General features: G+C 65.3%; 26 protein-coding genes. 9 read left to right on the top strand and 17 right to left on the bottom strand.

All coding sequences use genetic code 11. The annotated features are described in order from the left end of the window. Positions 1-2: 2 nt before the first annotated feature. Positions 3-809 (bottom strand): Crp/Fnr family transcriptional regulator, encoded by an 807-nt coding sequence (locus AC0WRY_RS23150; RefSeq protein ID WP_211418965.1) that lies wholly within the window; start codon positions 807-809, stop codon positions 3-5. Between the two features lie 243 nt (positions 810-1,052). Beyond that, positions 1,053-2,132, bottom strand: coding sequence for a SecDF P1 head subdomain-containing protein (locus AC0WRY_RS23145; protein WP_491121070.1), 1,080 nt, complete (start codon positions 2,130-2,132; stop codon positions 1,053-1,055). A gap of 249 nt (positions 2,133-2,381) precedes the next feature. Between AC0WRY_RS23145 and AC0WRY_RS23140 the strand changes: the two genes are divergently transcribed. After that, positions 2,382-4,289 (top strand): acyl-CoA synthetase, encoded by a 1,908-nt coding sequence (locus tag AC0WRY_RS23140; protein WP_491121068.1) that lies wholly within the window; start codon positions 2,382-2,384, stop codon positions 4,287-4,289. A 109-nt stretch (positions 4,290-4,398) separates the two neighbouring features. Here AC0WRY_RS23140 and AC0WRY_RS23135 read toward each other — a convergent pair whose 3' ends face one another. After that, positions 4,399-5,571, bottom strand: coding sequence for a M20 aminoacylase family protein (locus AC0WRY_RS23135; protein ID WP_194403122.1), 1,173 nt, complete (start codon positions 5,569-5,571; stop codon positions 4,399-4,401). A 107-nt stretch (positions 5,572-5,678) separates the two neighbouring features. Beyond that, complete coding sequence (gene purB, locus AC0WRY_RS23130) at positions 5,679-6,986, bottom strand: adenylosuccinate lyase (protein WP_491121066.1); 1,308 nt, start codon at positions 6,984-6,986, stop codon at positions 5,679-5,681. 559 nt (positions 6,987-7,545) lie between these two features. On the opposite strand from purB, the gene AC0WRY_RS23125 reads away from it, so the two are divergent. Continuing rightward, positions 7,546-8,133 carry a TetR/AcrR family transcriptional regulator gene (locus AC0WRY_RS23125; RefSeq protein ID WP_194403120.1) on the top strand — a complete coding sequence of 196 codons (588 nt, stop codon included), beginning with the start codon at positions 7,546-7,548 and terminating at the stop codon, positions 8,131-8,133. Positions 8,134-8,165: 32 nt separating this feature from the next. On the opposite strand, the gene AC0WRY_RS23120 is transcribed toward AC0WRY_RS23125, so the two are convergent. From AC0WRY_RS23120 to AC0WRY_RS23110, 3 genes are all read right to left on the bottom strand, one after another. Next, a complete protein-coding gene (locus AC0WRY_RS23120) occupies positions 8,166-8,462 on the bottom strand; it encodes a hypothetical protein (RefSeq protein WP_194403119.1) in 297 nt (98 codons plus the stop codon). A gap of 112 nt (positions 8,463-8,574) precedes the next feature. Then, on the bottom strand, positions 8,575-9,225 hold the full coding sequence (locus AC0WRY_RS23115) for a response regulator (RefSeq protein ID WP_194403118.1): 651 nt from the start codon (positions 9,223-9,225) through the stop codon (positions 8,575-8,577). 7 nt (positions 9,226-9,232) lie between these two features. Next, positions 9,233-10,603 (bottom strand): sensor histidine kinase, encoded by a 1,371-nt coding sequence (locus tag AC0WRY_RS23110; RefSeq protein ID WP_491121063.1) that lies wholly within the window; start codon positions 10,601-10,603, stop codon positions 9,233-9,235. A gap of 199 nt (positions 10,604-10,802) precedes the next feature. Here AC0WRY_RS23110 and AC0WRY_RS23105 point away from each other — a divergent pair, with 199 nt between their 5' ends. The 5 genes from AC0WRY_RS23105 to AC0WRY_RS23085 all read left to right on the top strand — a co-directional run bounded on the left by AC0WRY_RS23105 (position 10,803) and on the right by AC0WRY_RS23085 (position 15,155). Continuing rightward, positions 10,803-11,573 carry a MotA/TolQ/ExbB proton channel family protein gene (locus AC0WRY_RS23105; RefSeq protein ID WP_491121061.1) on the top strand — a complete coding sequence of 257 codons (771 nt, stop codon included), beginning with the start codon at positions 10,803-10,805 and terminating at the stop codon, positions 11,571-11,573. Beyond that, positions 11,570-12,256, top strand: a complete 687-nt coding sequence (locus AC0WRY_RS23100) for a DUF2135 domain-containing protein (protein ID WP_211418974.1) — start codon at positions 11,570-11,572, stop codon at positions 12,254-12,256. Before AC0WRY_RS23105 ends, AC0WRY_RS23100 begins: the two co-directional genes overlap by 4 nt. Beyond that, positions 12,249-12,854: a hypothetical protein gene (locus tag AC0WRY_RS23095; RefSeq protein WP_491121059.1), complete on the top strand. Its 606-nt coding sequence runs from the start codon at positions 12,249-12,251 to the stop codon at positions 12,852-12,854. Before AC0WRY_RS23100 ends, AC0WRY_RS23095 begins: the two co-directional genes overlap by 8 nt. 114 nt (positions 12,855-12,968) lie before the next feature. Beyond that, complete coding sequence (locus tag AC0WRY_RS23090) at positions 12,969-13,709, top strand: metallophosphoesterase family protein (protein WP_491121057.1); 741 nt, start codon at positions 12,969-12,971, stop codon at positions 13,707-13,709. A 6-nt stretch (positions 13,710-13,715) separates the two neighbouring features. Then, a complete protein-coding gene (locus AC0WRY_RS23085) occupies positions 13,716-15,155 on the top strand; it encodes a serine/threonine protein kinase (RefSeq protein ID WP_491121055.1) in 1,440 nt (479 codons plus the stop codon). A gap of 21 nt (positions 15,156-15,176) precedes the next feature. On the opposite strand, the gene AC0WRY_RS23080 is transcribed toward AC0WRY_RS23085, so the two are convergent. The 3 genes from AC0WRY_RS23080 to rpe form a co-directional block, all read right to left on the bottom strand. Continuing rightward, positions 15,177-15,368, bottom strand: a complete 192-nt coding sequence (locus AC0WRY_RS23080; protein ID WP_194403111.1) for a hypothetical protein — start codon at positions 15,366-15,368, stop codon at positions 15,177-15,179. A gap of 210 nt (positions 15,369-15,578) precedes the next feature. Next, positions 15,579-15,722, bottom strand: coding sequence for a hypothetical protein (locus AC0WRY_RS23075; protein ID WP_491121052.1), 144 nt, complete (start codon positions 15,720-15,722; stop codon positions 15,579-15,581). 165 nt (positions 15,723-15,887) lie between these two features. Then, positions 15,888-16,589, bottom strand: coding sequence for a ribulose-phosphate 3-epimerase (gene rpe / locus AC0WRY_RS23070; RefSeq protein WP_211418980.1), 702 nt, complete (start codon positions 16,587-16,589; stop codon positions 15,888-15,890). Positions 16,590-16,842: 253 nt separating this feature from the next. Between rpe and AC0WRY_RS23065 the strand changes: the two genes are divergently transcribed. Continuing rightward, positions 16,843-17,646 carry an EF-hand domain-containing protein gene (locus tag AC0WRY_RS23065; protein WP_491121050.1) on the top strand — a complete coding sequence of 268 codons (804 nt, stop codon included), beginning with the start codon at positions 16,843-16,845 and terminating at the stop codon, positions 17,644-17,646. A 13-nt stretch (positions 17,647-17,659) separates the two neighbouring features. On the opposite strand, the gene AC0WRY_RS23060 is transcribed toward AC0WRY_RS23065, so the two are convergent. Genes AC0WRY_RS23060 through AC0WRY_RS23050 form a run of 3 tightly spaced genes read right to left on the bottom strand, consistent with a single transcriptional unit; the run spans position 17,660 to position 21,783 of the window. After that, on the bottom strand, positions 17,660-17,872 hold the full coding sequence (locus AC0WRY_RS23060; protein WP_491121048.1) for a KTSC domain-containing protein: 213 nt from the start codon (positions 17,870-17,872) through the stop codon (positions 17,660-17,662). Between the two features lie 50 nt (positions 17,873-17,922). Then, complete coding sequence (locus AC0WRY_RS23055; RefSeq protein ID WP_491121046.1) at positions 17,923-18,918, bottom strand: P1 family peptidase; 996 nt, start codon at positions 18,916-18,918, stop codon at positions 17,923-17,925. A 57-nt stretch (positions 18,919-18,975) separates the two neighbouring features. Beyond that, on the bottom strand, positions 18,976-21,783 hold the full coding sequence (locus AC0WRY_RS23050) for a PAS domain S-box protein (RefSeq protein WP_491121044.1): 2,808 nt from the start codon (positions 21,781-21,783) through the stop codon (positions 18,976-18,978). Positions 21,784-22,019: 236 nt separating this feature from the next. Between AC0WRY_RS23050 and AC0WRY_RS23045 the strand changes: the two genes are divergently transcribed. Next, positions 22,020-22,406 (top strand): response regulator, encoded by a 387-nt coding sequence (locus tag AC0WRY_RS23045; RefSeq protein WP_491121041.1) that lies wholly within the window; start codon positions 22,020-22,022, stop codon positions 22,404-22,406. An 81-nt stretch (positions 22,407-22,487) separates the two neighbouring features. Here AC0WRY_RS23045 and AC0WRY_RS23040 read toward each other — a convergent pair whose 3' ends face one another. The 4 genes from AC0WRY_RS23040 to livM form a co-directional block, all read right to left on the bottom strand. Then, positions 22,488-23,606 carry a branched-chain amino acid ABC transporter substrate-binding protein gene (locus AC0WRY_RS23040; RefSeq protein ID WP_194403102.1) on the bottom strand — a complete coding sequence of 373 codons (1,119 nt, stop codon included), beginning with the start codon at positions 23,604-23,606 and terminating at the stop codon, positions 22,488-22,490. Between the two features lie 161 nt (positions 23,607-23,767). Next, a complete protein-coding gene (locus tag AC0WRY_RS23035) occupies positions 23,768-24,511 on the bottom strand; it encodes an ABC transporter ATP-binding protein (RefSeq protein WP_194403101.1) in 744 nt (247 codons plus the stop codon). Further along, positions 24,508-25,341 (bottom strand): ABC transporter ATP-binding protein, encoded by an 834-nt coding sequence (locus AC0WRY_RS23030; protein WP_194403100.1) that lies wholly within the window; start codon positions 25,339-25,341, stop codon positions 24,508-24,510. The genes AC0WRY_RS23035 and AC0WRY_RS23030 overlap by 4 nt, the downstream gene beginning before the upstream one ends. Continuing rightward, a complete protein-coding gene (livM, locus tag AC0WRY_RS23025) occupies positions 25,338-26,633 on the bottom strand; it encodes a high-affinity branched-chain amino acid ABC transporter permease LivM (protein WP_491121038.1) in 1,296 nt (431 codons plus the stop codon). Before livM ends, AC0WRY_RS23030 begins: the two co-directional genes overlap by 4 nt.

Genomic DNA, 26,633 nt, shown 5'->3' with positions numbered 1-26,633 from the left:
GGTCACGCGATCCTGTTCGTTGTGGCGGCCCGTTCCGTCGCCAGCTGCTTCTGCAGGCGATCGATGTTCTGCAGGAGGCGCTGGCTGGTCAGCACCAGGAAATAATAGCCGAATTGCGGATCCTGGAAGTAGATCTCGAGCAGCCGGTCATAGGTGATCGTGAGCACCTGGCCGTCTTCGATGCATTCGATCGTTCCGGTGCGCCTGTTATCGGGCGTCAGGAAGCCGAGCTCGCCCATCAGTGCGCCCGGCCCGATCTCGACGTTGATCTCCTTGACCAGGAACTTGCCGGTGACCGTGAGGAGCATTTCCTTCGCCGGATCGCCCAGCTTGAACAGCGTGTCGCCGCGGCGATATCTGCGCTCGGTCATGAAGGGCTTGAGCCATTCGATTGACATGTCGCCTTCGGCGGCATGGCGCGCCTTCTTGACCAGCTTGAGCATCTGCCGCAGGCGCAAGGCGTTGATCGGAAGCATCAGCAGATAGAGCAGGAACGTTGCGACGTTGGCGGACAGCGCGCCGAAGATCGCAAAGAACGCGCAGCCGATCATGTTGGCGACGCGCAGCGGCACCATCGTCCGCATCAAGAGGGTGGCGACGAAGAAGACCGCCCCGACCACGGCGAACATATTGGCCAGCGTGATGTTGCTGACGAAGATCTCCAGCAGCCGGTTGAAGATCGCGTCGTAGGTGACGTTGTTGGGATCGAGGCCCATCTGCACCAGGATCTTCGCGATCCTGAGGTTGTCCGTGGCCGCCTCGAGAATGCGGTCGAGGATCGAGGAAATGTCTGCGCTGCCGGACGGCATGGTACTAATCCCGCGTAAGGCCTTCAGTCCTGGTCGGTGTGCTCGACACGTATAGCCGAAATCGCATGACGGCCGCCTGAAATGAAGCCTTCAGCCGCCATGTCGCAAGAGGCAAATTTTAGCCCGATCGGGCGTTTCGGCAATTGCCCGTTGGTTGCCCCACTTGGCTGCGGCGCGGCCGTGATTCGGGCGGGGCGTCGGCGCGGAGGGGGCTGCTGCCCCAGGGCGGGGGCGATCTTCGGCTTATGGCTTGGCGGCGGGCTGCACGACCTGCTGCTCGATGAGGCCAAGATGTCCCGGCAGTGAGCCGGCGCGCAGCATCATGGCCACGCTGCTCGCTTCCTCCAGGGTGAAATTGCCGGAGATCTGCCCCGAGCCGCCGGTGATGGGTTCGCGGATCACGGGGGCGGAGATCACCCTGTCGTCGAGCACGATGGCGAAGGGCTTTCCGATATTCTCTGCGGTGATATGGGCGAAGCGGCGCGTGCCGCGGCCGTTAAAGCGGAACGAGGCGATCGGGTCCTTCGTGCCGCTCGCAAATCCCGGGCCCGCATGGCTGATGTCGTCGCCCTCGAGCGCGCTGTCCCTGGCAACGAGATAGGGCTTGTTGTCCTTGAGGCCGAGCAGGACTTCCGTGCCCGCCGGAGGCGTGGCGGATTGTGCCTGCTCCGGCGCCATCGAGAGATCGATCAGGCGGAAGCTGACCTTGACCTTCCTGGCAAAGGTCGCGGTGATCCGTTCGGGCTCCATCATGCCGGGCAGGAAGATGCGAATGCGATCCGTTCCATCCGGCTGGACGCTGGCGAGCTTGATGCCGGCGTCCTTGAGGCGCTGCTCGATCATGGCGATGGAATCGTCGACGAGATCGCGCAGCCGCGCAGCCGATGCGGCATCGGTCGGCGCGAGCCTGACCAGCCCGTCGCCGCCATCCGTCACGGTGAGCGCGTGCGAGGGCAGTCCCTCCGCATCTGATGCGAGCTTGCGAGCGAGTTGCTCGCGGCCCTTGGCGTCCGCGATCCTCAATTCGACGCCGCCGTCGCGGATCGCAAGGCCCGAAAAGGCGACCTTGCCTTCGCGCAGAGTTTTGTAGACGTCGTCGCGCAAATCCGTGACGACGCTCTCGCGCAAACCCTCGCTGTCCACCTTGTAGATGATGCGCGAGCCGCCCAGCTTCTCCATCTTGTCGGCGACGAAGGCCGCGATCTTGGCGCGCATCTTGTCGAACTGGCTGTCGGCGAGCGCGGTGCAGGGCAGGGCGATGGCCGGGACGAGGACGAGCGCGACGATCAGCCGTGTGAAGCGGTCTCGCAGGGGCCCAATCATGATAACCTCGAGTCTTGCGGCAGGACGCTGGCAAGGAAGTCCAGTGCCGGTTTTTGGTCCCCGGATCGGGCGTGGAGGTTCAATGGCCGTCCAGGCCGAGCCTGATCGCCGCACTCGTTAGGGAATGGACGAACGCCAAATCATCCATCATTCTGTCCGCGCTCGACCGGTCACCGGTCCGGGCCTCGTCGACCCAAAATGTCAAAAGACAGGAGGCGGGGAAATGAACCTGAGGGAGGACGGAATTCCATGGCGGGCATCCACGCGCTCGATCGGCTCATCGGCAACGACTATCCTGATCTTCAGACCGACGCGGAGGTGCAGGCCTTCCAGCAGGTGCCCTACGCCGAGCGCATCGCAGCCGAGAGCACTTACGACGCCATCACGTTAGGCGCGGCGCGCAACCCCGACGGAGCGGCGCTCCAGTTTCTGCAGAATGCCGATCCCGCCGACACGCCGGTCGTGGTCACGTACCGTGATTTCATCGCGCGCGTCACGCAGGCCGCCAACATGTTTCACGCGCTCGGCGCGGAGAAGGGCGACGTCATCAGCTTCATGCTGCCGCTGGTGCCCGATGCCTTCGTGACGCTGTTCGGCGCGGAGGCCGCCGGCATCGCCAATCCCGTCAATCCGCTGCTCGAACCGCACCAGATCGCGGAAATCCTGGAAGCTGCGAACACCAAGATCCTGGTCGCGCTCGGGCCGATGCCGGGCACCGACATCTGGCAGAAGGTCGAGCAGATCCGCCCGCAGCTCAAGCACCTCAAGGCGATCGTGCAGGTGTTCGGCGGAGGCGATCCGGACAAGGGCATCTTCGCCTTTGGCGACCTGATCAAGCAGCAGCCGTCGGATCGGCTCGTCAGCGGGCGCAAGATTCGCGGCAGTGACATCGCCGCCTATTTCCACACCGGCGGCACCACCGGCACGCCGAAGCTGGTGCGGCACACCCATACCAACCAAGTCTATCAGGCCTGGGCGCTCAATCTGCTGCTGAAGGGGAAGCCCGGCACCAATTTGCTGTTCGGCATGCCGCTGTTTCACGTCGGGGGATCGCTGACACAGGTGCTGACGATGCTGTCGAGCGGGGGCTCGCTGGTCGTGCTGTCGCCGAGCGGCTGGCGCAATCCGAATGCGGTGAAGAACATCTGGGGACTGGTCGAGCGCTTCAAGCCCGAGGCGCTGTCGAGCGTGCCGACGGTGCTGGCTGCAACGCTCGCGGTGCCGCCGGGCAATGCCGATATCTCCAGCCTGAAATATGCCGCCGGCGGCGGTTCGGCGATCCCCGTCGCCGTCGGCTCTGCGATCCAGGAGAAACTGAAGCTGCCGGTGGTCGAAGTCTACGGCATGACCGAGACGTCGAGCGTGCACACGCTGGCTTATCCGTCACGACCGATCCGGCTCGGCTCCGTCGGCTTGCCGATGCCTTATGCGCGCGTGCGCATCGTGCAGCTCGACGCCGACGGCCGCCTGATCCGCGACTGCAAGCCTGACGAGATCGGCGTCGTCATCATGGCCGGGCCGGGCGTGTTCAGCGGCTACCTCAACGACGAGCACAACAAGGGCGCCTTCATCGACGACGTCTGGGTCAATTCCGGCGATCTCGGCCGGCTCGATGCCGACGGCTATCTCTGGATCACCGGCCGCGCCAAGGACCTCGTGATCCGCGGCGGCCACAACATCGACCCGGCGCCGATCGAGGAGATCATGTTCCGCCATCCCGCGGTCGGCTTCGCTGCCGTGGTCGGCCAGCCCGACGCCTATGCCGGCGAATTGCCTGTGGGCTACGTGCAGTTGAAGCCGGGCGCCAAGGTCGAGCCCGGCGAACTGGAAACGTGGGTGCGTGAGCGAACGCCGGAGCGGGCCGCCGTCCCGGTGCAGGTCATCCCGATCGATCCGATGCCGGTGACCGGCGTCGGCAAGGTGTTCAAGCCGCAGCTGCGCTGGGACGCGGCCGAGCGCGTCTTCACCAAGGTGCTATCGCCACTGGTCGAGCGCGGCATCGATTGCAAGGTCAAGGTCGGAGCCCATGGCAGCCACGGGTCCATCGCGACTGTCACGCTGACGGGGTTGGCGGAGGATCAGCGCGAAGCGGTTGCGGGCGAAGTGCACACACTGCTCGCGCCGTTCGTGATGCGCCATGAGGTGGTGCAGGCATAGGTGCTTGCGTTGGATTGTAGCCCGGTTGAGCGGAGCGATATCCGGGGAAGCTAGCTGTCCCGGGTGTCGCTTTCGCTCACCCGGGCGCTACAGCAGCGTACGGGCGGCCCTAGCCCGCCGGCATTCGCGTCTCGACCAGACGCGCCCAGAACGAGGCGCCGTGGCCCAAGATGTTGTCGTTGAAGACATAGGACGGATGGTGGCACTCGTTGCCGTCACCCATGCCGACCAGCACCATGGCGCCGGGGCGCGCCTCCAGCATGAACGAGAAGTCCTCCGCGCCCATCATGGGGATGAACTTGTCGTTGACGCGATCGGCGCCGACGATGTCGCGGGCGACGTCGGCGGCAAGGCCGGCCTCGCGGGCATGGTTCATCGTCACGGGATACATCCGCGTGTATTTGGTCTCGGCCGACCCGCCATAGGCGCGGGCGACGCTGTCGGCGACTTCGCCGATGCGGCGCTCGACGAGATCGCGCACCTCGGGATCGAGCGTGCGCACGGTGCCGCCGAGCTCGGCGATTTCAGGGATGATGTTGAAGGCCGTGCCGGAGTGGAATTGCGTGATCGAGATGACCGCCGACTTCAGCGGATCGACGTTGCGCGCCACGATCGATTGCAGCGCATTGACGATCTGCGAGCCGATCAGCACGCTGTCGACGGATTTGTGCGGACCCGCGCCGGCGTGGCCGCCCTTGCCGTGCACCGTGATCTGGATGTTGTCGGAGGAGGCGAGCATCGCGCCGGGTGTGGTGGCGAAGTGCCCTTCCGGCAGGTTCGGCATGTTGTGCATGCCGTAGACCTCCTGGATGTTCCAGCGCGTCATCAGCCCGTCCTCGACCATGGCCTTGCCGCCGCCACCGCCTTCCTCGGCGGGCTGGAAGATCAGGACCGCGGTGCCGTCGAAATTGCGCGTCTCGGTCAGGTACTTTGCGGCGCCGAGCAGCATCGCGGTGTGGCCGTCATGGCCGCAGGCGTGCATCTTGCCGGGGACCTTTGAGGCATAGGCGACGCCCGAGGTTTCCAGGATCGGCAGCGCGTCCATGTCGGCGCGCAGGCCAATCGTCTTTCCGGAAGCGGACTTGCGGCCGCGGACCACGCCGACCACGCCTGTGCGGCCGATACCCGTCACCACCTCGTCGCAGCCAAACTCGCGCAGCTTGTCGGCGACGATGCCGGCGGTGCGATGGACCTCGTAGAGCAGCTCCGGGTTCTCGTGGAAGTCATGGCGCCAGGCGGCCATTTCGTCGGAGAGGGCGGCAACGCGGTTGACGATGGGCATTGGGGGATCCGTTTCTTGTTCGTAGGGCGGGTCAGCGTAGCGTAACCCGCCGCGATGCTGGGACGGAAGGCGGATTACGCTGCGCTCATCCGCCCTACGCGAAGTTGTCAGCTTTCCCCGAACACGCGCTTGAAGATCGTGTCGACGTGTTTGAGGTGATAGCCGAGGTCGAACTGTTCCTCGATCTCGGCGTCGGTGAGATATTTCTTCACCTCCGCGTCCTTCTTCAGGAGCTGGAGGAAGTCGCCTTCGCCGCGCCAGACAGGCATCGCATTGCGCTGCACGAGCTTGTAGGAATCCTCGCGGCTTGCGCCCTTCTGCGTCAGCGCCAGCAGCACGCGCTGCGAATGGACGAGGCCGCCGAGACGGTCGAGGTTCTTCTGCATGTTGGCGGGGTACACCAGCAGCTTCTCGATCAGGCCGGCGAGGCGCACCAGCGCGAAGTCGAGCGTCACGGTCGCATCGGGGCCCATCATGCGCTCGGCCGAGGAGTGCGAGATGTCGCGCTCGTGCCAGAGCACGACGTTCTCCAGCGCCGGCGTCACATAGGCCCGCACCATGCGCGACAGGCCGGTCAGATTCTCCGACAGCACCGGGTTGCGCTTGTGCGGCATCGCGGAAGAACCCTTCTGCCCCTCGGAGAAGAACTCTTCGGCCTCCAGCACCTCAGTGCGCTGCATGTGGCGGATCTCCACCGCAATGCGCTCGACCGAAGAGGCGATCACGCCGAGCGTCGAGAAATACATCGCGTGGCGGTCGCGCGGGATCACCTGGGTCGAGATCGGTTCGGGGACGAGGCCCATCGCCTTGGCGACATGTTCTTCCACGCGCGGATCGATCTGCGCGAAAGTGCCGACCGCGCCCGAGATGGCGCAGGTCGCGACCTCCTTGCGCGCCGCGATCAGGCGTTCCTTGGCGCGCGTGAACTCGGCATAGGCGTAAGCGAGCTTGAGGCCGAACGTCACCGGCTCGGCATGGATGCCGTGGCTGCGGCCGATGGTCGGCGTCATCTTGTGCTCGAAGGCGCGCTTCTTCAGCGCGGCCAGCACCTTGTCGAGGTCGGCAAGCAGCAGGTCGGCGGCGCGGGTGAGCTGGACGTTGAGGCAGGTGTCGAGCACGTCCGAGGACGTCATGCCCTGGTGGACGAAGCGCGCCTCGGGGCCCACGATCTCGGCGAGGTGGGTGAGGAAGGCGATGACGTCGTGCTTGGTCTCGCGCTCGATCTCGTCGATGCGAGCGACGTCGAAAGTGGCGTTCTTGGCCTTGGCCCAGACCGTCCTGGCGGCCTCCTTGGGGATGGTCCCGAGCTCGGCGAGGGCGTCCGCCGCGTGCGCCTCGATCTCGAACCAGATCTTGAACCGGGTCTGCGGCTCCCAGATCGAGGCCATTTCGGGACGGGTATAGCGGGGGATCATGGGGCGGCTCCAGGAAGGTGGGCGGGCGGCCCAAGGAATGGTCCGAGGGGCAGGTCCGGCCGGAATTTTTTTACGCCGTGATTTAACAGAGCAGGGAGGGCGAAACAAACGATCCGACCCCCGGAACGAGTTTGGGGAGGGCTAATCCACCGCTGGGGGCCGAGCCGGCCGGCCGGTGGTCAAAAATCTGCTGTCAATCACGGATCATTGACTGACAGATATTGAAATCTGTCAGCGAGACATGTATATCCGTACCCGGACGCTCCGATTGGGCGTCCCGCGACAAGCCCCGGAAAGCCCGACATCCAAAGCGGATCGGAGGGCAAATTGAAGAACGGGACCGCGGACGAATGGAGACTTAAGACGATGACGACCGAAATCCTCAATTTGACCGGCGTGATTGGGCATTGGCTCAATTTGCTGGTGGCGCGGCAGATCGCGGCGCAGGCTGCAAAACTGCCTCATTAAGGCATAGGCTTTCCGAAACGACCGGCCAGGGCGCTTCGGAAGCAGCCCTACTGCCGGGTAACTGAGCCCTGAACGGGAACATGGTGCTGGCATGAATGAAGCTGTTGTCTTGACGCCGGAGCGGATCCTCGAAGTGACCGAGGACGTGCTCAGGCGCTTTGGACTTGCCAAGGCCACCGTGGTCGACGTGGCCCGTGCGCTCGATGTGAGCCACGGCAGCGTCTATCGCCATTTCCCGAGCAAGGCCTCGCTGCGCGAGGCCGTTGCCAAACGCTGGCTGGACCGCATCGACGCGCCGTTGCGCCAGATCGCCGGGGAGCAGGGTCCGGCGCCGGCGAGGCTCGACCGCTGGCTGCGCACGCTGTTCGCCGCCAAGCGTTCGCGCGTGCTCGACGACCCCGAGATGTTCGAGACCTATCTGACGCTGGCGCGCGAGGCCTGCGCCGCCGTGAAGTGTCACAAGGACACCATGATCGACCAGATCGCGGCGATCCTGACCGACGGCGTGAAGCAGGGCGTGTTTGACGTGGCCGACACGAAGACCACAGCGCGCGCGATCTTCGATGCGACCGTCCGTTTCCATCATCCGGCCCATGCAGACGAGTGGAAGGATGCCGATCTCTCCGCGCGCGTCGATGCGACCCTGGCGCTGGTGCTGCGCGGATTGAAAGTCTGTTAGACCGCTGCTGCTGGTCGCTACGCTGCGGCCGATCAACCTCTCGCCTTGTGAAGAAGTGCGCCGGTGCGAAGCGACGGCGAAGACGTTCGCGGGCGGAAAGCGCCGTCGGATGACGGTACGACCGGCGGGCTCTCCGGATAGGCATTGATGGCGATCTCGACGTCGTCCTTTGACCGCTTTCGAAGGCGCTCGAATGCCAGCTCCTGACCGAGCATGGGGCAGCGGAAATGGACGACAGCGGTATCCGGCAGGCGGCAGAGCTCGTCGATGAGCTCGCCCACCGTGATGATCGAGGGAGGGGCGACTGCTTTGTGATGACCCTTACTCATGACCTTTAACTCCTTCACTCTGCTGCTAACCGGAACGGAATAGGCTCTGTTCCAATCAGCCCGGCAGATTGAGAAATTTCACGCCATTCGAAGGATTGCGGCAGTCCTGCTGCTAAATCCTCGTCAGCCCGCACGTCGCGGCGAGCCGCACCAGCTGCGCATCGGTGCGTGCGCCGGTCTTGGTCTTGATCAGGTAGTGATAGTTCTGCACCGTCTTCACACTGAGATTGAGATGCGTCGCGATCTGCTCGGTGGTGGCGCCGCCTGCGAACTGGCGCAAGATCTCGATCTCGCGCTCGCCCAGCTGATCCAGCACCGAACCCGACGACAGGCTGTCTTCAGCGAGGATATGCGCGATATCGTCGCTCATGGCGCGTTCGCCGCGGGCCACGCTGCGGATGGCGCCGACCACCGAGGACGGCTCGCTGCTCTTGGTGACGAAGCCGCTGGCGCCGGCGCTGAAGGCGGCTTTCACCAGCACGGCCTCGTTGTGCATGGTGAAGACCAGGATCCGCGCCCGCGGGCTGCGCGCGCGGATGTTGCGGATCGCCTCCAGCCCGCTCGCGCCCGGCATCGAGATGTCGAGCACGACGACGTCGGGATCGTGCGCCTTGAACGCGCCATAGGCGTCCGCGGCATTGTCGGCTTCCGCCACGACGTGGAGGTCGCCCTGGCTCTCCAGCACGCGCCGGTAGCCCTGCCGGACGATCGGATGGTCGTCGACGAGCAGCACGGAGATGCCTGTTGCTGCCACCTCGCTCATGCCCGCCTCACGCAGCGAGCGGGATGGTGGCGGCAACGCTGAGGCCGCCGCGGGCCGGCAGGATCGAGAGCGTTCCCCCGGCAGCCGTGACGCGCTCGCGGATGCCGGTGAGGCCGAAGCCGGCCGATTGGGCGACGCGTTCCGCATCGCCACCGCCGTCGTCCTCGACGCGGATCAGCAGCGCGTTGTCGTCGCCGGCCCGACGCTCGATGCGCAAGGTGATCTCGCGCGCCGCGCTGTGGCGCAACGCGTTGGTCAGGCATTCCTGGGCGACGCGATAGGCCGTGGTGGCGGCTGCTCCCCGCACGTTCGTCAGGTCGCCCCTGAGATCGAGCTGGATGGTCGGCCGCGCCGCGCTCTGCGAGCGCCAGCTGTCGACGAGATTGACGAGGCTCGCCTCGAGCCCGAGCTCCTCGGGCAGGGGATTGCGCAGGCGCTTCAGCGCATCGCGGAGCGAGGCCATCAAATGATGGGTGGCCTGCGAGATCATGCGCGCATCCTGGGCGATGCCGCTGTCGGTGTTTCCTTTCGCACTGGCCGTCTCGATCGTGTTGGCGAAGGCGAGGATAGCGGAGAGATTTTGCCCGAACTCGTCGTGCAACTCGCGGGCGAGGGCGCGGCGCTCATCGTCGCGGATCTCGATCAGGCGCCGCGTCAGCGACGCGCGCTGCTCGGTGGCTTCCTCCAGGCGGGTGCCGAGCTCGCCGACGGCGTTGCCGATCATCGTCAGCTCCATCGAGCGGAAACGCGGCAGCCTGGTGCGATATTGGCCGCGCGCCATGCGCTGCAAGGCGGTCACGATCGCGCGCGCCGGGGCCAGCGCATGTGCGATCGCCAGCGATGCCAGCAGCGCGATCGCTGCCGCCATCAACAGCGCGACGTCGATCACGTTGAGGATGTATTCCCAGGCGAGCGAGATCGCGGCCGCGGCGTCCGGCGTCGCGACCACCGTGCCGGCCGAAGCGGCGCGGGGACTGACCGGCCGAACCACCTCGGCGTGGCTGCCGAGGAAGAACGGCACGATCGATGCGAACCAGCGCGGCGGAGTCTTGCCGAGCCCCTCGCTCTGGCCGCAGAGCGGCTTTTCGAATGCGATGGCCGGCTGGAACTCGACGCAGACGCCCGGCGAAATCAGCTTCATCGTCTCCAATGTGCGCCATTCCGGAGCTGGCAGAAGCTGCTCGCGCGTTCTGCTGCTGCGCAACAAGAACTCATGCCAGTACAAGGCCTGAAGGGCCTGCGCGACCCGCTGCGCGGAGGCCGCGGTCGCCCGGTCGACGCTGCGATAGGCGTCGATTGTGGCCCATACGGTCGCGGCTCCGAGGCAAAGCGCCACGATGAGCAGCAGACGGGCGACGAGCTGAAGCACGAGGCGCATGCGATCACCCTCAACGTTTGATAAGGTCAGCCTAACAATGCCGCCGCGCCTTGCCAATCGCAGGGTTCGGCACGATCGCAGTTCGGGCAAATTTCCCAAGCCGGATTGGGCATGGGTCTTTGGACCTGAGACGGCGGCTTTGATCTAATCGGGTGGAAATCTTGATGGGCCGATCGTTGCGGCCGAGGAGCGGTGCAGCATGAGTTCGATGACGATTGGACCGATCGCGCCTGTCACGACCGACCCATCCGAGCGCAGCGCGCTCCTGTTCTGGATGATCTTCACCGGGCTCTCGATCTTCGCCGTCGTGCTGCTGTGGCGGTTCGGGCTGATCCACCTGATGCTGACCTCGGACCGCACCTACATTTCGAGCGTCATCGCGCTGCTCTATATCCTCACCTGCGGCCACTGCTTCCTGCGCACGCGGGCGATCGCGCGGGAAGGCGCGGCGGCGCGGCGCTGCCGTACGGCGCTCGCGGCGCCCGACGGCGGCAAGGTCCTCGATGCGCGTGCAACGGCGCTGCCGCGCGGGCTGGTGCGGGATCACATCGAAAGCCTGGTGACCAAGGCCGCCGCGCAGGACTATCGCCCTGTGAATCAGACGCTGCTGCTGCGAACGCTCGCCGATCGCCTGCGCGGCTCCAACGGATTCGGCGCCTTCGTTTCGGACACGCTGATGAAGCTCGGCCTGCTCGGCACCATCGTTGGTTTCATCATCATGCTGGCGCCGATCGCGGGGCTGGATGCCGCCGACAAGGTCGCGATGCGCTCCTCGATGGGGCTGATGAGCGACGGCATGGCGGTCGCGATGTACACGACGCTTGCCGGCCTCGTCGGCTCGATCCTGGTCCGTATCCAGTACTACATGCTGGATGCCGCGACCCAGAAGGTGTTCTCCGACGCGGTGGTGCTGACCGAGACCTATGTGACGCCGGTGCTCGAGCGCAAAGGCGCCGGATCGCCGTCATGATGGATGATTTCGGTCTCTATCCGCGCGAGGAGCCGTTCGATCCGCTGGGCGTGATGCTGTTCAAGGCGCTCCAGGTGATCGCGTTCCTGTTCTTCCTTGCACTGCTCGCGGTCTCTCCGGACGCCAAGGACGGCAAGATCGATTCCAAGGCGGAGTTCATCATCACGCTGGACTGGCCGGACAATCACCCCGACGATCTCGATCTGTTCGTGCAGGATCCCGCCGGCAACATCGCCTGGTATCGCCACCGCGAGGCAGGTTTCCTCACGCTCGACCGCGACGACCGCGGCGGCGCCAACGACTTCATCATGGTCGCCGGCAAGAAGATCGCCTCGCCCATCCGCGAGGAGATCGTGACGCTGCGCGGCATGATCCCCGGTGAATACACCGTCAACGTCTCGCATTTCGTCGCCACCACCGGCGAGCCCGTGACGGCGAATGTGAAGGTGCAGAAACTCAATCCGACAGCGCAGGTTGTGTTCGACAACAAGTTCACGCTCGACCACACCGGCGACGAGAAGACCGCGGTGCGATTCCGGCTCGACACGGAGGGCAAGGTCGTCGATGTGAATCAGCGGCCGAAATCGCTGCTCGAGACGTTCCGCAGCAGCTGGCGCAACGGGGCCGATCTCGACCCGAGGACGGGTGTGAGCAGCAACGCCAAGAGGATACGCCGTGACTGATCTGCAAACGGTCATCCTCACGCTGTCGGTCGCCTACGCCGTGATCGGCGCGCTGCTGCTGGTCGTGCTGGTCTACGCGCGGCTGCACTGGTCGCTGAAGGCGGTCGCGGTGGTCGTGACCAGCGCCTTCTATGTCGTCAGCTTCAGCGAGATGCGCGGCCTGCTCGGCTGGGCCAGTACCGACCGGCTGCCGACGACATTCAAGCTGCTGAAGTCCCGCATCGTCGAGCCGCACTCGCTTCAGGGCGATCCCGGCTCGATCTATCTTTGGGTCGAGCAGCTCGACGATGACAATCGTCCGAGCGGCATCCCGCGGGCCTTCCGTGTGCCCTACAACGATGGGCTCGCCGACAAGACCCATGCCGCGGAAAACGAGATCGCGCTGGGACATCCGCAAGGCGGTCGCGCCGCCGATTTCGGCGGCGGCGATGGCAGCCTCCTCGACATGGTCCGTGAATATGTGACGCCCAAGACGATCATGGAGACCACCGGCGGCGATTCCTCGACCGGCGAGTTCATCGCCCCGCCGGCCGGCGCACAAGGCGCCGTGTTCACCCCGCTGCCGCCGCCCCGAATGCCCCCGAAGGACGAGCAATAGGCTCTTCGCGATCGTCCGCGGGGGGCTGGTAATCGGCGCGGCGCTGGCGCATGTCTTGACCTCCCTCAATTTAGCCGTATCGGGTTTCAATAAGAATTGAAGGGTGGAGGGTGCGTGCTTCTCGCTGTCTTCTCGGATATCCACGGCAACAGGCAGGCCTTCGAGGCCTGCCTGAAGGTCGCGCGTGCGAAGGGCGCGGAGCGGTTCGTCCTGCTCGGCGATTTCGTCGGTTATGGCGCCGATCCGGAATGGGTGGTGGACACCGCGATGGAGCTCGTGGCCCAAGGTGCTATCGCCGTGCGCGGCAATCACGACCAGGCGGTCAACTCCTCGGCAGAGACGATGAACGCCGAGGCGCAGGTCGCAATCGAATGGACCCGCGGCCGGCTTGGCGCAGCGCAGCGCCGATTCCTGAGCGAATTGCCGATGCTGGTCGAGGACAGCGACCGTCTCTTCGTGCATTCGGAAGCCTCTCACCCGCAGCGCTGGCACTATGTCCGATCCACCGTGGACGCCGCCAAGAGCCTGATCGCGACCCCCGCCCATGTCACCTTCTGCGGTCATATCCATCGTCCCGCGCTCTATTCGATGTCGGTGACGGCGAAGATGACGAGCTTCGTGCCGAAGACCGACGTCCCGGTGCAGCTTCTGCGCGGACGGCAATGGCTCGCCGTGCTCGGCTCGGTCGGCCAGCCCCGCGACAGCGATCCGTCGGCAGCCTTCGTCTTGTTCGACACTGAGTCCTGCCAGATCACCTATTGCCGCGCGCCCTACGATATCGCGACCGCGGCAGGCAGAATTCGCGACAACGGTCTGCCGCACTGGCTCGCCGACCGGCTGTCGCAGGGGCGCTAGAGGCCGATGCCGAAATCACTGGTCACAACAGGCGCGGTGATCGATGGCTACACCATCGGTGAATGCGTCCATGCCGGCGGCATGGCGACGCTGTGGACCGTTACCCATCCCGGCATCGACGTGCCGCTGCTGATGAAGATCCCGCGGGTCTCGGAGGGCGAGGACCCCGCCGCGATCGTCTCCTTCGAGATGGAGATGATGATCCTGCCGCGGCTCGCGGGTCCGCACGTCCCGACCTGCTTCGGCACCGGTGATTTCGCGCACCAGGCCTATGTCGTGATCGAGCGCATCGGCGGCACCACGCTCTACAAGCGACTGCCTGAGCTCCCGCTGCCTTATGACGAGGCGCGGCAGCTCGTCGCCAGGATCGCAACCGCGCTGGCCGATCTGCACCGCCAGAACGTGATCCATCACGACATCAAGCCGAGCAGCATCATGTTCCGCGAGAGCGGCGAGGCGGTGCTGATCGACTACGGCCTGTCGCATCACAATCACTTGCCGGATCTGTTGCAGGAGGAGTTCCGCCTGCCTTACGGCACCGCGCCCTACATGGCGCCCGAGCGACTGTCCGGGGTGCGCGACGATCCGCGCAGCGATCTGTTTTCGCTCGGCGTGCTGCTCTATTTCTTCACCACCGGCGAACGGCCGTTCGGCGAGGGCGAGACGCTGCGCGCGATGCGGCGCCGGCTGTGGCGCGATCCGCATCCGCCGCGGAGCGTGCGCGCCGACTATCCGCCCTGGCTGCAGGAGGTGGTGCTGCGGTGTCTCGAGATCGAGCCGGTGTGGCGCTATCCGACGGCGTCCCAGCTCGCCTTCGATCTCGCCCATCCCGATCAGGTCAAGCTCACCACGCGTGCGGAGCGGGTCAAGCGCGACCCGCTCAGCGTCGCCTGGCGTCGCCGCTTCAATCTGGGCGTCATGGCGCCGCGCGCGAAATCGGATGTCGCCGCGCAAATCGCGTCGAGCCCGATCCTCGCTGTCGCGCTCGACACGGTGGAAGGCGCGCCGGCGCTCAACGAGGCGCTGCGCGTGACCACCGAGCGCATCCTCGCCACCTTGCCGTCAGCGCGGCTCGCTTGCGTCAACGTGCTCAAGCTGAACCGGATCGCGATCGACCGTACCCTGGACGAGCAGGGGTCCAACAAGCATATCGACCGCCTGGTCGCGCTGCGGCATTGGGCGACGCCGCTCAAATTGGATGAGAGCCGGCTGTCGGCTCATGTGCTGGAGGCGGTTGATCCCGCTGCCGCGATCCTGGAGTTCGCCGAGGTCAACCACGTCGACCACGTCATCATCGGGGCGCGGCAGGGCTCGTTCCGCCGCACGCTGCTCGGCAGCGTCTCGGCCAAGGTGGCCTCGGAAGCGGCCTGCACCGTCACCGTGGTGCGGCCGCCGCGGATGGCTGGGGATGTCGGCGAGACCGACGCCGGCGAAGGGCCGGGATAGGCCCGCCGGCTTGAAGGGCGGTCAGGCCGCGTGGGCGGAATGAGCGACGCGCTTGCGGCGGATCGGCCAGGAGAATTGCGGGCCGGGCTCGCCGTGATCCGGGCTGCCGCCGAAATACTGGATGATCTCGCGGCAGGGCTCGCAATTGAACAGGTTACGCGACGCGGATGCCTTGGTCATTTCCTTCAGGCAGTTCGGGCAGTGCGGTTTCATGGAGTGGTCCGAAAAAAGGAAAGTCTCAGTGTCGGTGCTGCGAGGCAAACGAATGATCGGGGTCCGTCGTGTCGAGTGCGGCGTCGTCGTCCAGCCTGCTATCGGTGCTCTCGAGGCGGCCGAAGAAATAATCGAGGCCCGGATGTGGGCGCCGCGGGATCCGGCACCTGCGCTTCGGCTGACGCTTCACGAGTGCGATCTGCATGGCGCTCAGACCCGGCGACGGTGAAGGTGAATGATGCGGGCAGAAGCCTCGGCCTTCACCGTTCGCGCCACGTAGAGGCTACGAGCCGCAATCGCTGCATTGAACGCCAACCACAACGCTACGCCAGTCCAAACCAGGGTCGTCGTCATGATGTCCTCCCGTCAAAAGCAGGCAGGACTCACTTGCGGTGATTTGCGCGAATCAGTGAAGTCCGGATGAGTACGGATCACCACTGCAATTTTAGGTATTGGGCGCTGCAGCACCCGTAAAAGCCGCGGGATTTCGCCTCGTCCGCGTGCGCTGTTTGATCCGGCTCAAATCGCTTCGCCGCGGGCCCCGAGCGCCGCGTTGCGGATCGCGGCGATGTTGGTCCTGTAGGCCTCCTGCGTGCCGCCCCGGAAGACGGATGTGCCGGCGACGAAGGCGTTGGCGCCGGCCGCGGCGAGCGCGCCGGCGACATCCGGGCCGACGCCGCCGTCGACCTCGATGTCGATCGGTCGTCCCGCCGTCATCGCGCGGATGTCGCGAATCTTTCCGATCGCGGAGGGAATGAAGGCCTGACCGCCGAAGCCGGGATTGACCGACATCACCAGCACGAGGTCGACGAGATCGAGGACGTATTCGAGCGCGCTGACCGGCGTGCCTGGATTGAGCGAGACGCCGGCCTTCTTGCCGAGCGCGCGGATGGCCTGCAGCGAACGGTGCAAATGGGGACCAGCCTCCGCGTGCACGGTGATGTGGTCGCAGCCGGCCTTCGCAAAGGCCTCGAGATAGGGGTCACAGGGCGAGATCATCAGATGCGCGTCGAACACCTTCTTGGTGTGGGGGCGCATCGCCTTGATGATGTCGGGGCCGTAGGAAATGTTCGGAACGAAATGGCCGTCCATCACGTCGAGATGGATCCAGTCGGCGCCGGCGGCATCCACGGCGCGCACCTCCTCGCCGAGCCTGGAGAAATCCGAAGCCAGAATCGAGGGCGCGATTGCCAGGGGGCGGGGGGCGAAGGCTTGGGTCATGGCGCGGTTTCCCGGAGGCGGGGCGTGAAAGATGGCCTCGCCTAACATGGGCCTCCATGGCGGGCAATGCAGGGGAGGCGTGCTTCCTGTGGGCGGAAAAATCTGCCGCGGCCGGCACGAATTGCCGGTAATCCCAAGCCGTCCAAAGCGCAACGGTCGCGGATATCATTGAGCTTTTTACGCTGGCACGACGCTTGCTGACGTCACCTGCAGAACATTGGCCGCGGCGTGCCGCATCGGTTGGAGTTGTGCAATGTTGTTTGCCCTTGGTGCCGTCGGTGCCGTGTCGAGCGCACTCGACGCGATTCAGACGCTGACGAACTCGAAATCGTCCGCCTCGACGCACAAGACGGGGGCGGCGCAGGGTGCAACCAATCCCTTTGCCATCGACAGCGGCAGCAGCAACACGACCAGCGGCGCGACCTCGTCGGTCAACTCGGGCAAATATCCGCAGATCGCGCCGGAGACGATGAACGCGTTGTTCGCCGCGCAAAGCCAGTCCTCTGACACCACCAGCACGGCCAGCTCGACCTCGTCGAACTCCACGTCCACCTCCTCGACGTCAACGAGCCGTGAGGCCGCGCTCAAGCACCTGTTCTCCCAGATCGACGGGGACGGCGACGGCAACATCACCAAGTCCGAGTTCGAGGACGCGCTGGGTGCCGGCGGAACCAACCTCGCGCAGGCCGACGACGTATTCTCCAAGCTGGACTCGAACGCGGACGGCAGCGTGAGCCTGGACGAGATGTCGAAGGCGCTGAAGAGCGGTCACCATGGCCACCATCACGCGCAAGGTGCCGACGGCTCGGGCGATGGATCGGATTCCTCGTCGAATTCCAAGGGTGGATCGACCTCGACCACGACGACCGCTGCCGACGGCTCGACCACGACGACCGTCACCTATGCTGACGGCTTCAAGATGTCGACGACGGTGCCGGGCGCCTCCAGCCCGCGCAATTCGGCTTACGATCTGTTCGCGCAGTTGATGCAGCAGCAAGGCGGCCAGGGGCAAGGCGCTTCGGCGGCTGCCGGTTCGTCGATGTCGATGAGCGTGTGAGCCACCACCGGGATCAGCCGGCATATTCGCGCGTGATGTCACGATAGGCATAGCGGTCACGGATTTCGTGGTTGAAGAACGCGCCCTTTGAGCGCGCTTCCCGGAACGCTGCGGCGACCTCGGGTGGAACGTCCTCGTAGACATAGGAGCGTCCGCTGACGAAGGTCACCTTCAGCTCCCGCGTGTCGGGCGCATAGCGAACGAAGCGGATTACGGATGACGGCATGGCGGTACACCTGAGGCCGCCAGGGTAATGCCGTCTCGGCCGTTTCGTTTCTAACCGAACCTGTCGTTCCACGCCGGCTGTGCCCCCGGGAACGGCAGCGCGGTCGCGCTGTACACGGCGCGGGCGATCGCACGCGCGACCACGTTGGCGGCGACCGTGCCGAGCTCGGTGAGGCCGACCAGCGGTTCGATCGGCTTCTCGCCGGTCGCCGCCGCAAACAGCACGTCGCCATCGGTCGGTGCGTGCACCGGATAGATGGCGCGGGCAAAGCCGGTGTGCGCGATCATCGCCAGACGCTTGGCCTGGGGTTTGGTCAGCACCGCGTCGGTGACGACGGCGCCGATGGTGGTGTTTTCGCGCGCGCTCGCCGCGGGACCGCCCTTGATGCGCATCCGGAGCATGTCGTCGGTGAATTTGTCGGGCAGGCCGCGCCCGCCGAACTCGCTGCCGATTTCGAACGGTGCCGCCCAGAACCACGGCCCGTTGCCGACGGTCACGCTGCCCACCGCGTTGACGGCGACGATCGCCGCGACCTTCACGCCGTCAGGTGTCGCCGCCGACGCCGAGCCGAGCCCGCCCTTGAACGTCGCGGTGGTGGCCCCCAAGCCGGCGCCGACGCTGCCGAGCGGGAAGTCGGCGCTGGCAGCGGCCGCGGCGGCGTAGCCAAGGTCGCGATAGGGCGAGAAGCGTCCCCAGGCCTTGTCGCCGCCGTTGAGGAGGTCGAACAGGATGGCCCCCGGCACGATCGGAATCAGCGCCTCGCGAACGCGATGGCCGCGCCCCTGCTCGGCGAGCCATGCCTGGATGCCGCCGCCGGCATCGAGACCGAAAGCAGAGCCGCCGGACAGCGCGATCGCGTCGACGCGCTCGACGGTGTTGGCGAGATCGAGCAGCGCATCCTCGCGCGTGCCGGGACCGCCGCCGCGCACGTCGATCGCCGCGACCGCGGGCTGGTCGAAGATGATTGCGGTCGTGCCGGTGGCGACTTTGGCATCCTCGGCGTGGCCGACGCGGACCCCGGCAATGTCGGTGAGCAGATCCTTCAAGGTGGCCTCGCGCGCTGAAAGGAGTTCGCCTTGCGATAGCGCAGGGACGCCGCAGGCTCAACTCGCCAGTGCCGTCCTGAGCATCTTGGCGAGTTCGGACTTGCGGTAGGGCTTTGCCAGCAGCAGCACGCCGGAATCGAGCCGGCCGTGATGGACGATGGCATTCTCGGTGTAGCCCGAGGTGAACAATGTCTTCAGGTCGGGACGGCGGCGAGCGGCCTCGTCGGCGAGCTGACGGCCGTTCATGTTGCCGGGCATGATGATGTCGGTGAAGAGCAGGTCGATGGTCTTGTCGCTGTCGATGATGGTCAGGGCCTCCGCGCCGTTGGCGGCCTCGAGCGCGGTATAGCCGAGGCTCTTGACCTGGGTCACCACATATTGCCGCACCAGGGCGTCGTCCTCGACGATCAGGATCTTCTCGTTGCCGCCGGTGATGGGCGCGTTCTGCTGCGCCTCGAACTCGGTCTCCTGCACCCCGGTCGAGCGCGGCAGGTAGATCTTCACGCTCGTGCCGTGGCCTACCTCGCTGTAGATCTTGATGTGGCCGCCCGACTGCTTGACGAAACCGAACACCATGCTCAAGCCGAGGCCGGTGCCCTTGCCGACCTCCTTGGTGGTGAAGAACGGGTCGAACACCCGGTCGATCAGGTCCGGCGGAATCCCGCTGCCGGTGTCGCTGACGGCAATCATCACGTAATTGCCGGCGACGACGTCGGGGTTCATGCTGGCATAGCCGTCGTCGAGAAAGATGTTGCGGGTCTCCAGCACCAAGGTGCCGCCCTCGGGCATGGCGTCACGCGCGTTCAATGCGAGATTGAGGATCGCGGTGGATAGCTGGCCGGGATCGACCAGCGTCGGCCAGGCGTCCTCAGTGAGCTGCGGCATGATCGTGATCTGCTCGCCCAGCGTCGGATGCAGCAGTTTGGCGGCTTCGAGCGCCAGCGCGTTGACGTCGATCTCGCGAGGCTGGAGCGGCTGCTTGCGGGCGAAGGCCAGCAGATGCTTGGTCAGCTGGGCGCCGCGCTCGGCGGCGTCGTCGATCAGCTTGGTGATTGCAGCCAGCTCGGGGCGGTCGGCAACCGCGTCGGCCAGGATGCCGATCGTGCCGGTGATGACGGTCAGCACGTTGTTGAAGTCGTGCGCGACGCCGCCGGTCAGCTGGCCGATGGAGTCCATCTTCTGGACCTGCCGGAACTGGGCTTCGGCGGCCTGCTTCTCCGTGAGGTCCCGGCCGATGAAGAAATGGCGCTTCACCGGCTCGGACCAAGTGCCCATCCAGTTCAGCGTGACCTCGTGACCGTCGTAATGATAGTAGCGCGCCTCGAAGCTGCGCTTGACCGCGCCGCGCCGTGCCGCCCGCATCTCGTCGCGCGTCCTCTCGAGGTCGTCAGGGTGGATGAACTCGGTCGCGCTGTGCCCGATCATGTCGTCCGGGCTGAAGCCGAGGATGTCCTTCACGCTCGGGCTGACCTGGATGAAATTGCCGAAACCATCGGTCACCAAGATCAGGTCTTGCGAGGTCTCGAAGATGCGCTGACGCTCCTCGGTCTCGCGGCGCAGCTTCTCGCGCGCCTGTTTCTCCTCCGTGATGTCATGGGCGATCTTGGAGGCCCCGATGATCTCTCCGTTGTCCGATCTCAAGGGTGATACGTTCAGGACGACGTCGAGCGCGCGGCCATCCTTGCGAATCCGCACTGTCTCGTGTTGGGCAATCGATTCGTTGCCGGCGATCTGGTTGAGGATGCTCCTGACTTCGCCTTTTCGGTCCGGCGGCACGATGATGTCGATCGACCTGCCGACGGCCTCCGCGGCGGAATAGCCGAACAGATGCTCGGCGGCCTTGTTCCAGCCGGTGATGATGCCGTCGAGCGTCTTCGTGATGATGGCATCGTTGGAGGATTCGACGACGGCGCCGTACAGGGCGAGGCGCTTGCCGTAATAGTCGCGTTCCGACGCCGATTGCTGGCGCAGCCTGCCGACGAGGCCGACGGTGTGCAACTGAAGGCGGACGTTCTCGATCAGCAGCACCGCGAGCACGAAGCTCGACGCGCAGAGGCCATAGAGGCGGCCGGCGTAGAAACCGAGATCGAAGCGCGCGACGTTGACGATCGCGGACAGCGCGATGTCGAACAGCCATGCGCACATCACGACCATGAGCCAGACGTCGATCACCGAATGCGGGCGGCGGAACCAGAGCGATACCAGCGCGGCGAAGCTCAGCGACCACACGAAGGACACGACGCCGATCATGGTCGGTGTGTAACGGCCGTCGCGGAGCAGAACCGGCAACAAATCGTGCTGGGCGGTGACGATCCAGGCGAAGGCGCCCATGGTTGCGACGACGCCGAGCACGGTCGCGTAGATCGCGGTGCTGGTCGGGCCCTGGATCCTGGGGCCGCCGTCCTGTTCCTTCAGCCAGGCATAGCCCAGCACGAACAACGGGAAGACGCCGTGCCAGATCATATAGAGCCAGACCGTGGTCTGGCTGCCCGCGCCAAACAGCCCGGTCGGCGTGAACAGGCCGGGGAAGGTGAGGGCATGGACCAGCGCAGCCGCGGCGGTGAACAGGTAGCCGGTCGACAGCCACAGCAGGGCGCGGGTCCGCACCACCGAAAACTGCGACAGCAGCAGCACGGCCGTGATGATGTCGCTGACGGCCAGCGCCGATTGATAGCTCGCGACGAAGGCCGGGACCGGCGGCAGCGGGATACCTGCGAACGGAACGGCCAATGCGAACAGGATCGAGGAGATGCCGACGATCCACAAAGCCGCGGTCCGGTCGGTCGACGCGGCCGGCAGAGTCGAAAGAAATGTGCTTCGGTCGATCGCAGGCGCGTTCATATCGTGCAGACCCGTTTTGAGCATCTCCGCAGTTCCAAGATCGGCAGTCCTGACCTCCTACGGTAGCCCGTTCCGGGCGCGTGTCGTGAACTGATACCGCGACGACTCAACCGAAGGTTACAGCTTACTTAATTTGAGGGGGAACGCGGAATGGGGACCAGGTAAGATGCGCTTTACTGGGTGGTGTCATAATGCCCTGCCACGGTGCCGGGTTCCAGGTTCGAATCATATCATTTGATCGATCTGCGGGAGTTGTTCCCATGCCTCGCGTTCTCATCATCGACGACCAGAAGGACGTCCGCGCGATGGTCGCGATCGTGCTTCGGGTCAACCATTACGAGGTTGCCGAGGCCGGAAGCGGTGCGGCCGGGCTGAAAACCTTCGCAGAAGGCCGCTTTGACGCGGTGATCGTCGATATTTTCCTCGGCGATATCAGCGGTGTCGACGTCATTGCGACCCTGCGCGAGCGCGCACCGGGGCTTCCCGTCGTTGCCGTGTCCGGAATGACGGCGCTGGATTTCATGGAGCAGTCGCCCCACCTCGCCAGCGTGATTTGCCTGCAGAAGCCGTTTCGTCCGAACGATCTCCTGCAGGCGCTTCGCAAGGCTCAGGCCGTGGCCGCCGGCGAGCTGCCCGCAGCCGTTTGATCCTGCCACAAAGAAAACGCCCCGGGGCAAGCCGGGGCGTGATGATGATCGCATGGCGGGATTTGAGTCCCGGAGCCGCGCTCAGGTGCCGTTGCCCTTGATCTCGGAGTAGCCGCCCTTGGCGTCCCATTTGTAGACGACGTAGTCGATCTGCTTGATGTCGCCCTTGGCGTCGTACTCGATCGGGCCGATCACGGTGTCCCACTTGCCGGCCTTCATCGCCTCCATGACCTTCTTGGCGTCGGTGGTGCCGGCCTTCTTGGCCGCCTGTGACCAGACCTGCATCGCCGCATAGGTGTAGAGGGTGTAGCCCTCCGGATCGATGTTCTTGGCCTTGAAGGCGTCGACGATCTTCTTGGCGGTCGGCTTGTTGCGCGGATCGGGGCCGAAGGTGAACAGGGTGCCTTCGCCGGCGGGGCCGGTAATCGAGGCGTACTCCTTGTCGGCAAGCGCGTCGCCGGCCATCAGCACGGTCTTGAGGCCCTGGTCGCGCATCTGACGCAGGATCAGGCCGCTCTCCTGGTGGTAACCGCCGACATAGACGAGGTCGATATTGTCGCGCTTCAGGCGCGAGACGATCGCGTTGAAGTCCTTGTCGCCCTTGTTGTAGGACTCGTACATCTTCTCGGTGACGCCCGCCTTGTTGAGCGCCTTCTTGGTCTCGTCGGCAAGACCCTTGCCGTAGGTGGTCTTGTCGTTGAGGATCGCGATGTTCTTGCCCTTGTAGTTCTTGGCGATGTACTGCGCCGCGATCAGGCCTTGCTGGTCGTCACGGCCGCAGACGCGTGCCACGTTCCAAAGCTTGCGCTCGGTGAAGAGCGGGTTGGTCGAGGCGGGGGTGATCTGCAGGACGTTGCCGTCCGCATAGGCCTCCGAGGCGGGGATCGACGACGAGGAGCAATAGTGCCCGGCGACGAAGGGCATCTTGGCGCCGGCGATCTTTTCGGCGATCGAGCGCGCCTGCTTCGGGTCGCACGCGTCGTCTTCGACGGACAGCGCGAGCTTCTTGCCGTTGACGCCGCCGGCGGCATTGATATCGGCCACGGCCATTTCGGCGCCGTTCTTCATCTGGCGGCCGAAGGCGGACTCGCCGCCGGTCATCGGGCCTGCGACTGCGACGGTGACATCCTGCGCGAATGCCGCGCTCGACAGCGCGATCGATACGCCGAATGCCAGACCGATGAGCTTCAGTGATTTCATGAGATACCTCGCGGGTGGTCGCCTGTGGACGTTGCCGGGCATGCCCGGTTCAAACCGGCGCCATTCTTGAATGAATCTCAGGAGAAGTCACCGGCAAAATACGGGCATTGGCGCAGATATCTCGCCGCATTCGGCCGCACGCCGGCTGGCTTGTGGTTCGGTCAGCCGTGCCGGCCGCCCTCCAGATAGGCGGCGCGAATCTCGGGGCGCTGCAACAATTCGGCGCCCGTGCCGGCCAGCGTGATCAGGCCATTGACCATGACATAGCCGCGATGGGCGAGCTTGAGGGCATGGTTGGCGTTCTGCTCGACGATCAGGACGGTCAGGCCGTCCTGGCGGTTCAGGGTGCGGATCGCATCGAAGATCTGGCGCGCGATCAGCGGCGCGAGGCCCAGCGAGGGCTCGTCGAGCAGCAGCAGGCGAGGACGGCTCATCAAGGCGCGGCCGATCGCCAGCATCTGCTGCTCGCCGCCGGACAGGGTTCCGCCGCGCTGGGCGTAGCGTTCCTTCAGCCGCGGAAACAGCGTGAAGACACGCTGGAGCGTGGCCTCGCGTTCGGTCTCGGTGCATTCGGTGGCGTCCGCCCCCATCTGGAGGTTTTCCGCCACGCTCATGCGCGGGAAGATGCGGCGGCCCTCCGGAGATTGGGCGATGCGCAAATGCGCGATCGCGTGGGTGGGGACGTCGGTGATGTCGCGGCCTTCATACAGGATCTGGCCGGCGCGGGCGCGCGGCTTGCCGAAGATCGTCATCATCAGGGTCGACTTGCCGGCGCCGTTGGCGCCGATCAGGGCCACGATCTCGCCGGCATTGATCTCGACGTCGACGCCCTTCAGCGCCTCGATCTTGCCGTAGGCGGCGCGCAAGCCGCGGATCACGAGCAGAGGAGAAGGTGCCGGCGTCACGAGCCGCCCTCCATCACAGCAGCCGCCTCTTCCTCGTCGGCGCCGAGATAGGCGGCGATCACCTTGGGATCGTCGCGGATCTCGCGCGGCGTGCCTTCCGCGATCTTGACGCCATGGTCCATCACCACGATGTGGTCGGAGATCTCCATCACGACCGACATATCGTGCTCGATCAGGAGGATCGAGGTGCCGAGTTCATCGCGGATCGAGAGCAGGAGCTCGCTCAAGGCCGCGCTCTCGCGCGCGTTGAGGCCGGCGGCGGGCTCGTCCAGGCACAGAAGCGCGGGCTCGGTGCACATGGCGCGCGCGATCTCGAGCCGGCGCTGGTCGCCATAGGCGAAATTGCCGGCGGCATCGTCGGCACGGTCGAGCAGGTTGACCCGCTTGAGCCAGTCGATGGCGAGGTCGATGGCGCGTTTTTCGGCGTCACGGTAAGTAGGAACGCCGAGGAGACCGAGGAGAGTGAATCCGGAGGCGCGCATCAGCGCGTTATGCTGCGCCACCATCAGGTTTTCCAGCGCAGTCATGCCGGGAAACAGCCTGATGTTCTGGAAGGTGCGGGCGACCTTGGCCTGCTTGGCAATGCGGAAATCATTCAGCCGCTCCAGCGCGACCGTCCTGCCGTCGTCATGGGTGAGGTGGATGGCGCCGCCGCTCGGCTTGTAGAAGCCGGTGATGCAGTTGAACACGGTGGTCTTGCCGGCGCCGTTCGGTCCGATCAGGGCGGTGATCTTCTTGCGCGCCGCCGAGAATGACAGGTCCTGCACGGCGACGATGCCGCCGAAGCGCATGGTGAGCCGGTCGACGTCGAGAATCTTGTCGTCGCTCATCCGTGACCTTCCTTGACGAGGTCGGAAGAGATCGCGTGCGCCTTGGTGAGATAGACGGTCGGGGCGCGATGGCCGACCAGGCCACGCGGCCGCCAGATCATGATCAGCACCATGGCCATGCCGAACACCAGCATGCGATAGGTTTCGAGGCTGCGGAACAGCTCGAAGCCGCCGATCATGGCGAGCGCGGACAGCGCCACGCCGAGCTGTGAGCCCATGCCGCCGAGCACGACGATGGCGAGCACCAGCGCCGATTCCTGGAAGGTGAAGGATTCCGGGCTGATGAAGCCCTGGCGAGTGGCGAAGAACGCGCCGGCAAAGCCGCCGAACATCGCACCCGTCGCGAACGCCGTGAGCTTGGTGGTCGTGGTGTTGATGCCGAGCGCGCGGCAGGCGACCTCGTCCTCGCGCAAGGCTTCCCAGGCGCGCCCGATCGGCAGGCGGCGCAGGCGGATCGTCGCCCAGTTGGTGAGCAGCGCCAGCGCCAGGATCAGATAGAACAGGAAGACGATGCGGTGCGTCGGCGAATATTCGATGCCGAGCTTGGCGGCGAGGCCGTCATCGCTGTTGTCGAGCGGGATGCCGAAGAAGGTGGGGCGGGGAATGCCGGAGACGCCGTTGGGGCCGCCGGTGAGCTCCTGCCAGTTGATGATGACGAGGCGGATGATCTCGCCAAAGGCGAGCGTCACGATGGCGAGATAGTCGCCGCGCAGGCGCAGCACGGGGAAGCCGAGCAGGACGCCCCAGAACGCCGCGAGGATGCCGGCGAGCGGCAGGCAGATCCAGAACGACCAGCCGAAATTAGTCGCAAGCAGCCCGTAGGAATAGGCGCCGACCGCGTAGAAGGCGACGTAGCCGAGATCGAGCAGGCCCGCGAGCCCGACCACGACGTTCAACCCCCAGCCCAGCATGACATAGGTGAGCACGAGGATCGCAAGGTCGAGGATGTAGCGCTGGTTATAGAAGATCACCGGCACCAGCAGCGTGAAGATCAAAAGCGCCGGAGCGAGGTAGCGGCCGATGAACGACATGCCGTTCGAGACCGCCGGTGGCACCAGTTTCTCGGCGCCGGTCGGGCCGATCCATTGCCGCAGCAACTCGATGACGATCGAGCCGCCGAACACTGCAGCGACGAGGGACGCGAGCTCGCCGAAGCGCGTCCAATAAGTGAGCTGACCGGAGGCGCCCGCCTCGGTGCGGATGCCGACCATCAACGAGAACAGCACCAGCGCGACCAGCGCGTTGACCAAAGCCGTCTTCAGGATGGCGGGGATGCCAGATTTGGCCTTCAT

This window comes from Bradyrhizobium sp. T-12 (assembly GCF_058314695.1).
The sequence above is the reverse complement of the archived record's forward strand: the minus strand, read 5'-3'. Positions and strand labels throughout refer to the sequence as shown.

What these genes read in the sequence shown, in the direction of transcription:
- AC0WRY_RS23150 (WP_211418965.1), bottom strand. Translation starts at nt 809, where the DNA reads ATGCCGTCCGGCAGCGCAGACATTTCCTCGATCCTCGACCGCATTCTC.
- AC0WRY_RS23145 (WP_491121070.1), bottom strand. Translation starts at nt 2,132, where the DNA reads ATGATTGGGCCCCTGCGAGACCGCTTCACACGGCTGATCGTCGCGCTC.
- AC0WRY_RS23140 (WP_491121068.1), top strand. Translation starts at nt 2,382, where the DNA reads ATGGCGGGCATCCACGCGCTCGATCGGCTCATCGGCAACGACTATCCT.
- AC0WRY_RS23135 (WP_194403122.1), bottom strand. Translation starts at nt 5,571, where the DNA reads ATGCCCATCGTCAACCGCGTTGCCGCCCTCTCCGACGAAATGGCCGCC.
- purB (WP_491121066.1), bottom strand. Translation starts at nt 6,986, where the DNA reads ATGATCCCCCGCTATACCCGTCCCGAAATGGCCTCGATCTGGGAGCCG.
- AC0WRY_RS23125 (WP_194403120.1), top strand. Translation starts at nt 7,546, where the DNA reads ATGAATGAAGCTGTTGTCTTGACGCCGGAGCGGATCCTCGAAGTGACC.
- AC0WRY_RS23120 (WP_194403119.1), bottom strand. Translation starts at nt 8,462, where the DNA reads ATGAGTAAGGGTCATCACAAAGCAGTCGCCCCTCCCTCGATCATCACG.
- AC0WRY_RS23115 (WP_194403118.1), bottom strand. Translation starts at nt 9,225, where the DNA reads ATGAGCGAGGTGGCAGCAACAGGCATCTCCGTGCTGCTCGTCGACGAC.
- AC0WRY_RS23110 (WP_491121063.1), bottom strand. Translation starts at nt 10,603, where the DNA reads ATGCGCCTCGTGCTTCAGCTCGTCGCCCGTCTGCTGCTCATCGTGGCG.
- AC0WRY_RS23105 (WP_491121061.1), top strand. Translation starts at nt 10,803, where the DNA reads ATGAGTTCGATGACGATTGGACCGATCGCGCCTGTCACGACCGACCCA.
- AC0WRY_RS23100 (WP_211418974.1), top strand. Translation starts at nt 11,570, where the DNA reads ATGATGGATGATTTCGGTCTCTATCCGCGCGAGGAGCCGTTCGATCCG.
- AC0WRY_RS23085 (WP_491121055.1), top strand. Translation starts at nt 13,716, where the DNA reads ATGCCGAAATCACTGGTCACAACAGGCGCGGTGATCGATGGCTACACC.
- AC0WRY_RS23080 (WP_194403111.1), bottom strand. Translation starts at nt 15,368, where the DNA reads ATGAAACCGCACTGCCCGAACTGCCTGAAGGAAATGACCAAGGCATCC.
- AC0WRY_RS23075 (WP_491121052.1), bottom strand. Translation starts at nt 15,722, where the DNA reads ATGACGACGACCCTGGTTTGGACTGGCGTAGCGTTGTGGTTGGCGTTC.
- rpe (WP_211418980.1), bottom strand. Translation starts at nt 16,589, where the DNA reads ATGACCCAAGCCTTCGCCCCCCGCCCCCTGGCAATCGCGCCCTCGATT.
- AC0WRY_RS23065 (WP_491121050.1), top strand. Translation starts at nt 16,843, where the DNA reads ATGTTGTTTGCCCTTGGTGCCGTCGGTGCCGTGTCGAGCGCACTCGAC.
- AC0WRY_RS23060 (WP_491121048.1), bottom strand. Translation starts at nt 17,872, where the DNA reads ATGCCGTCATCCGTAATCCGCTTCGTTCGCTATGCGCCCGACACGCGG.
- AC0WRY_RS23050 (WP_491121044.1), bottom strand. Translation starts at nt 21,783, where the DNA reads ATGCTCAAAACGGGTCTGCACGATATGAACGCGCCTGCGATCGACCGA.
- AC0WRY_RS23045 (WP_491121041.1), top strand. Translation starts at nt 22,020, where the DNA reads ATGCCTCGCGTTCTCATCATCGACGACCAGAAGGACGTCCGCGCGATG.
- AC0WRY_RS23040 (WP_194403102.1), bottom strand. Translation starts at nt 23,606, where the DNA reads ATGAAATCACTGAAGCTCATCGGTCTGGCATTCGGCGTATCGATCGCG.
- AC0WRY_RS23030 (WP_194403100.1), bottom strand. Translation starts at nt 25,341, where the DNA reads ATGAGCGACGACAAGATTCTCGACGTCGACCGGCTCACCATGCGCTTC.
- livM (WP_491121038.1), bottom strand. Translation starts at nt 26,633, where the DNA reads ATGAAGGCCAAATCTGGCATCCCCGCCATCCTGAAGACGGCTTTGGTC.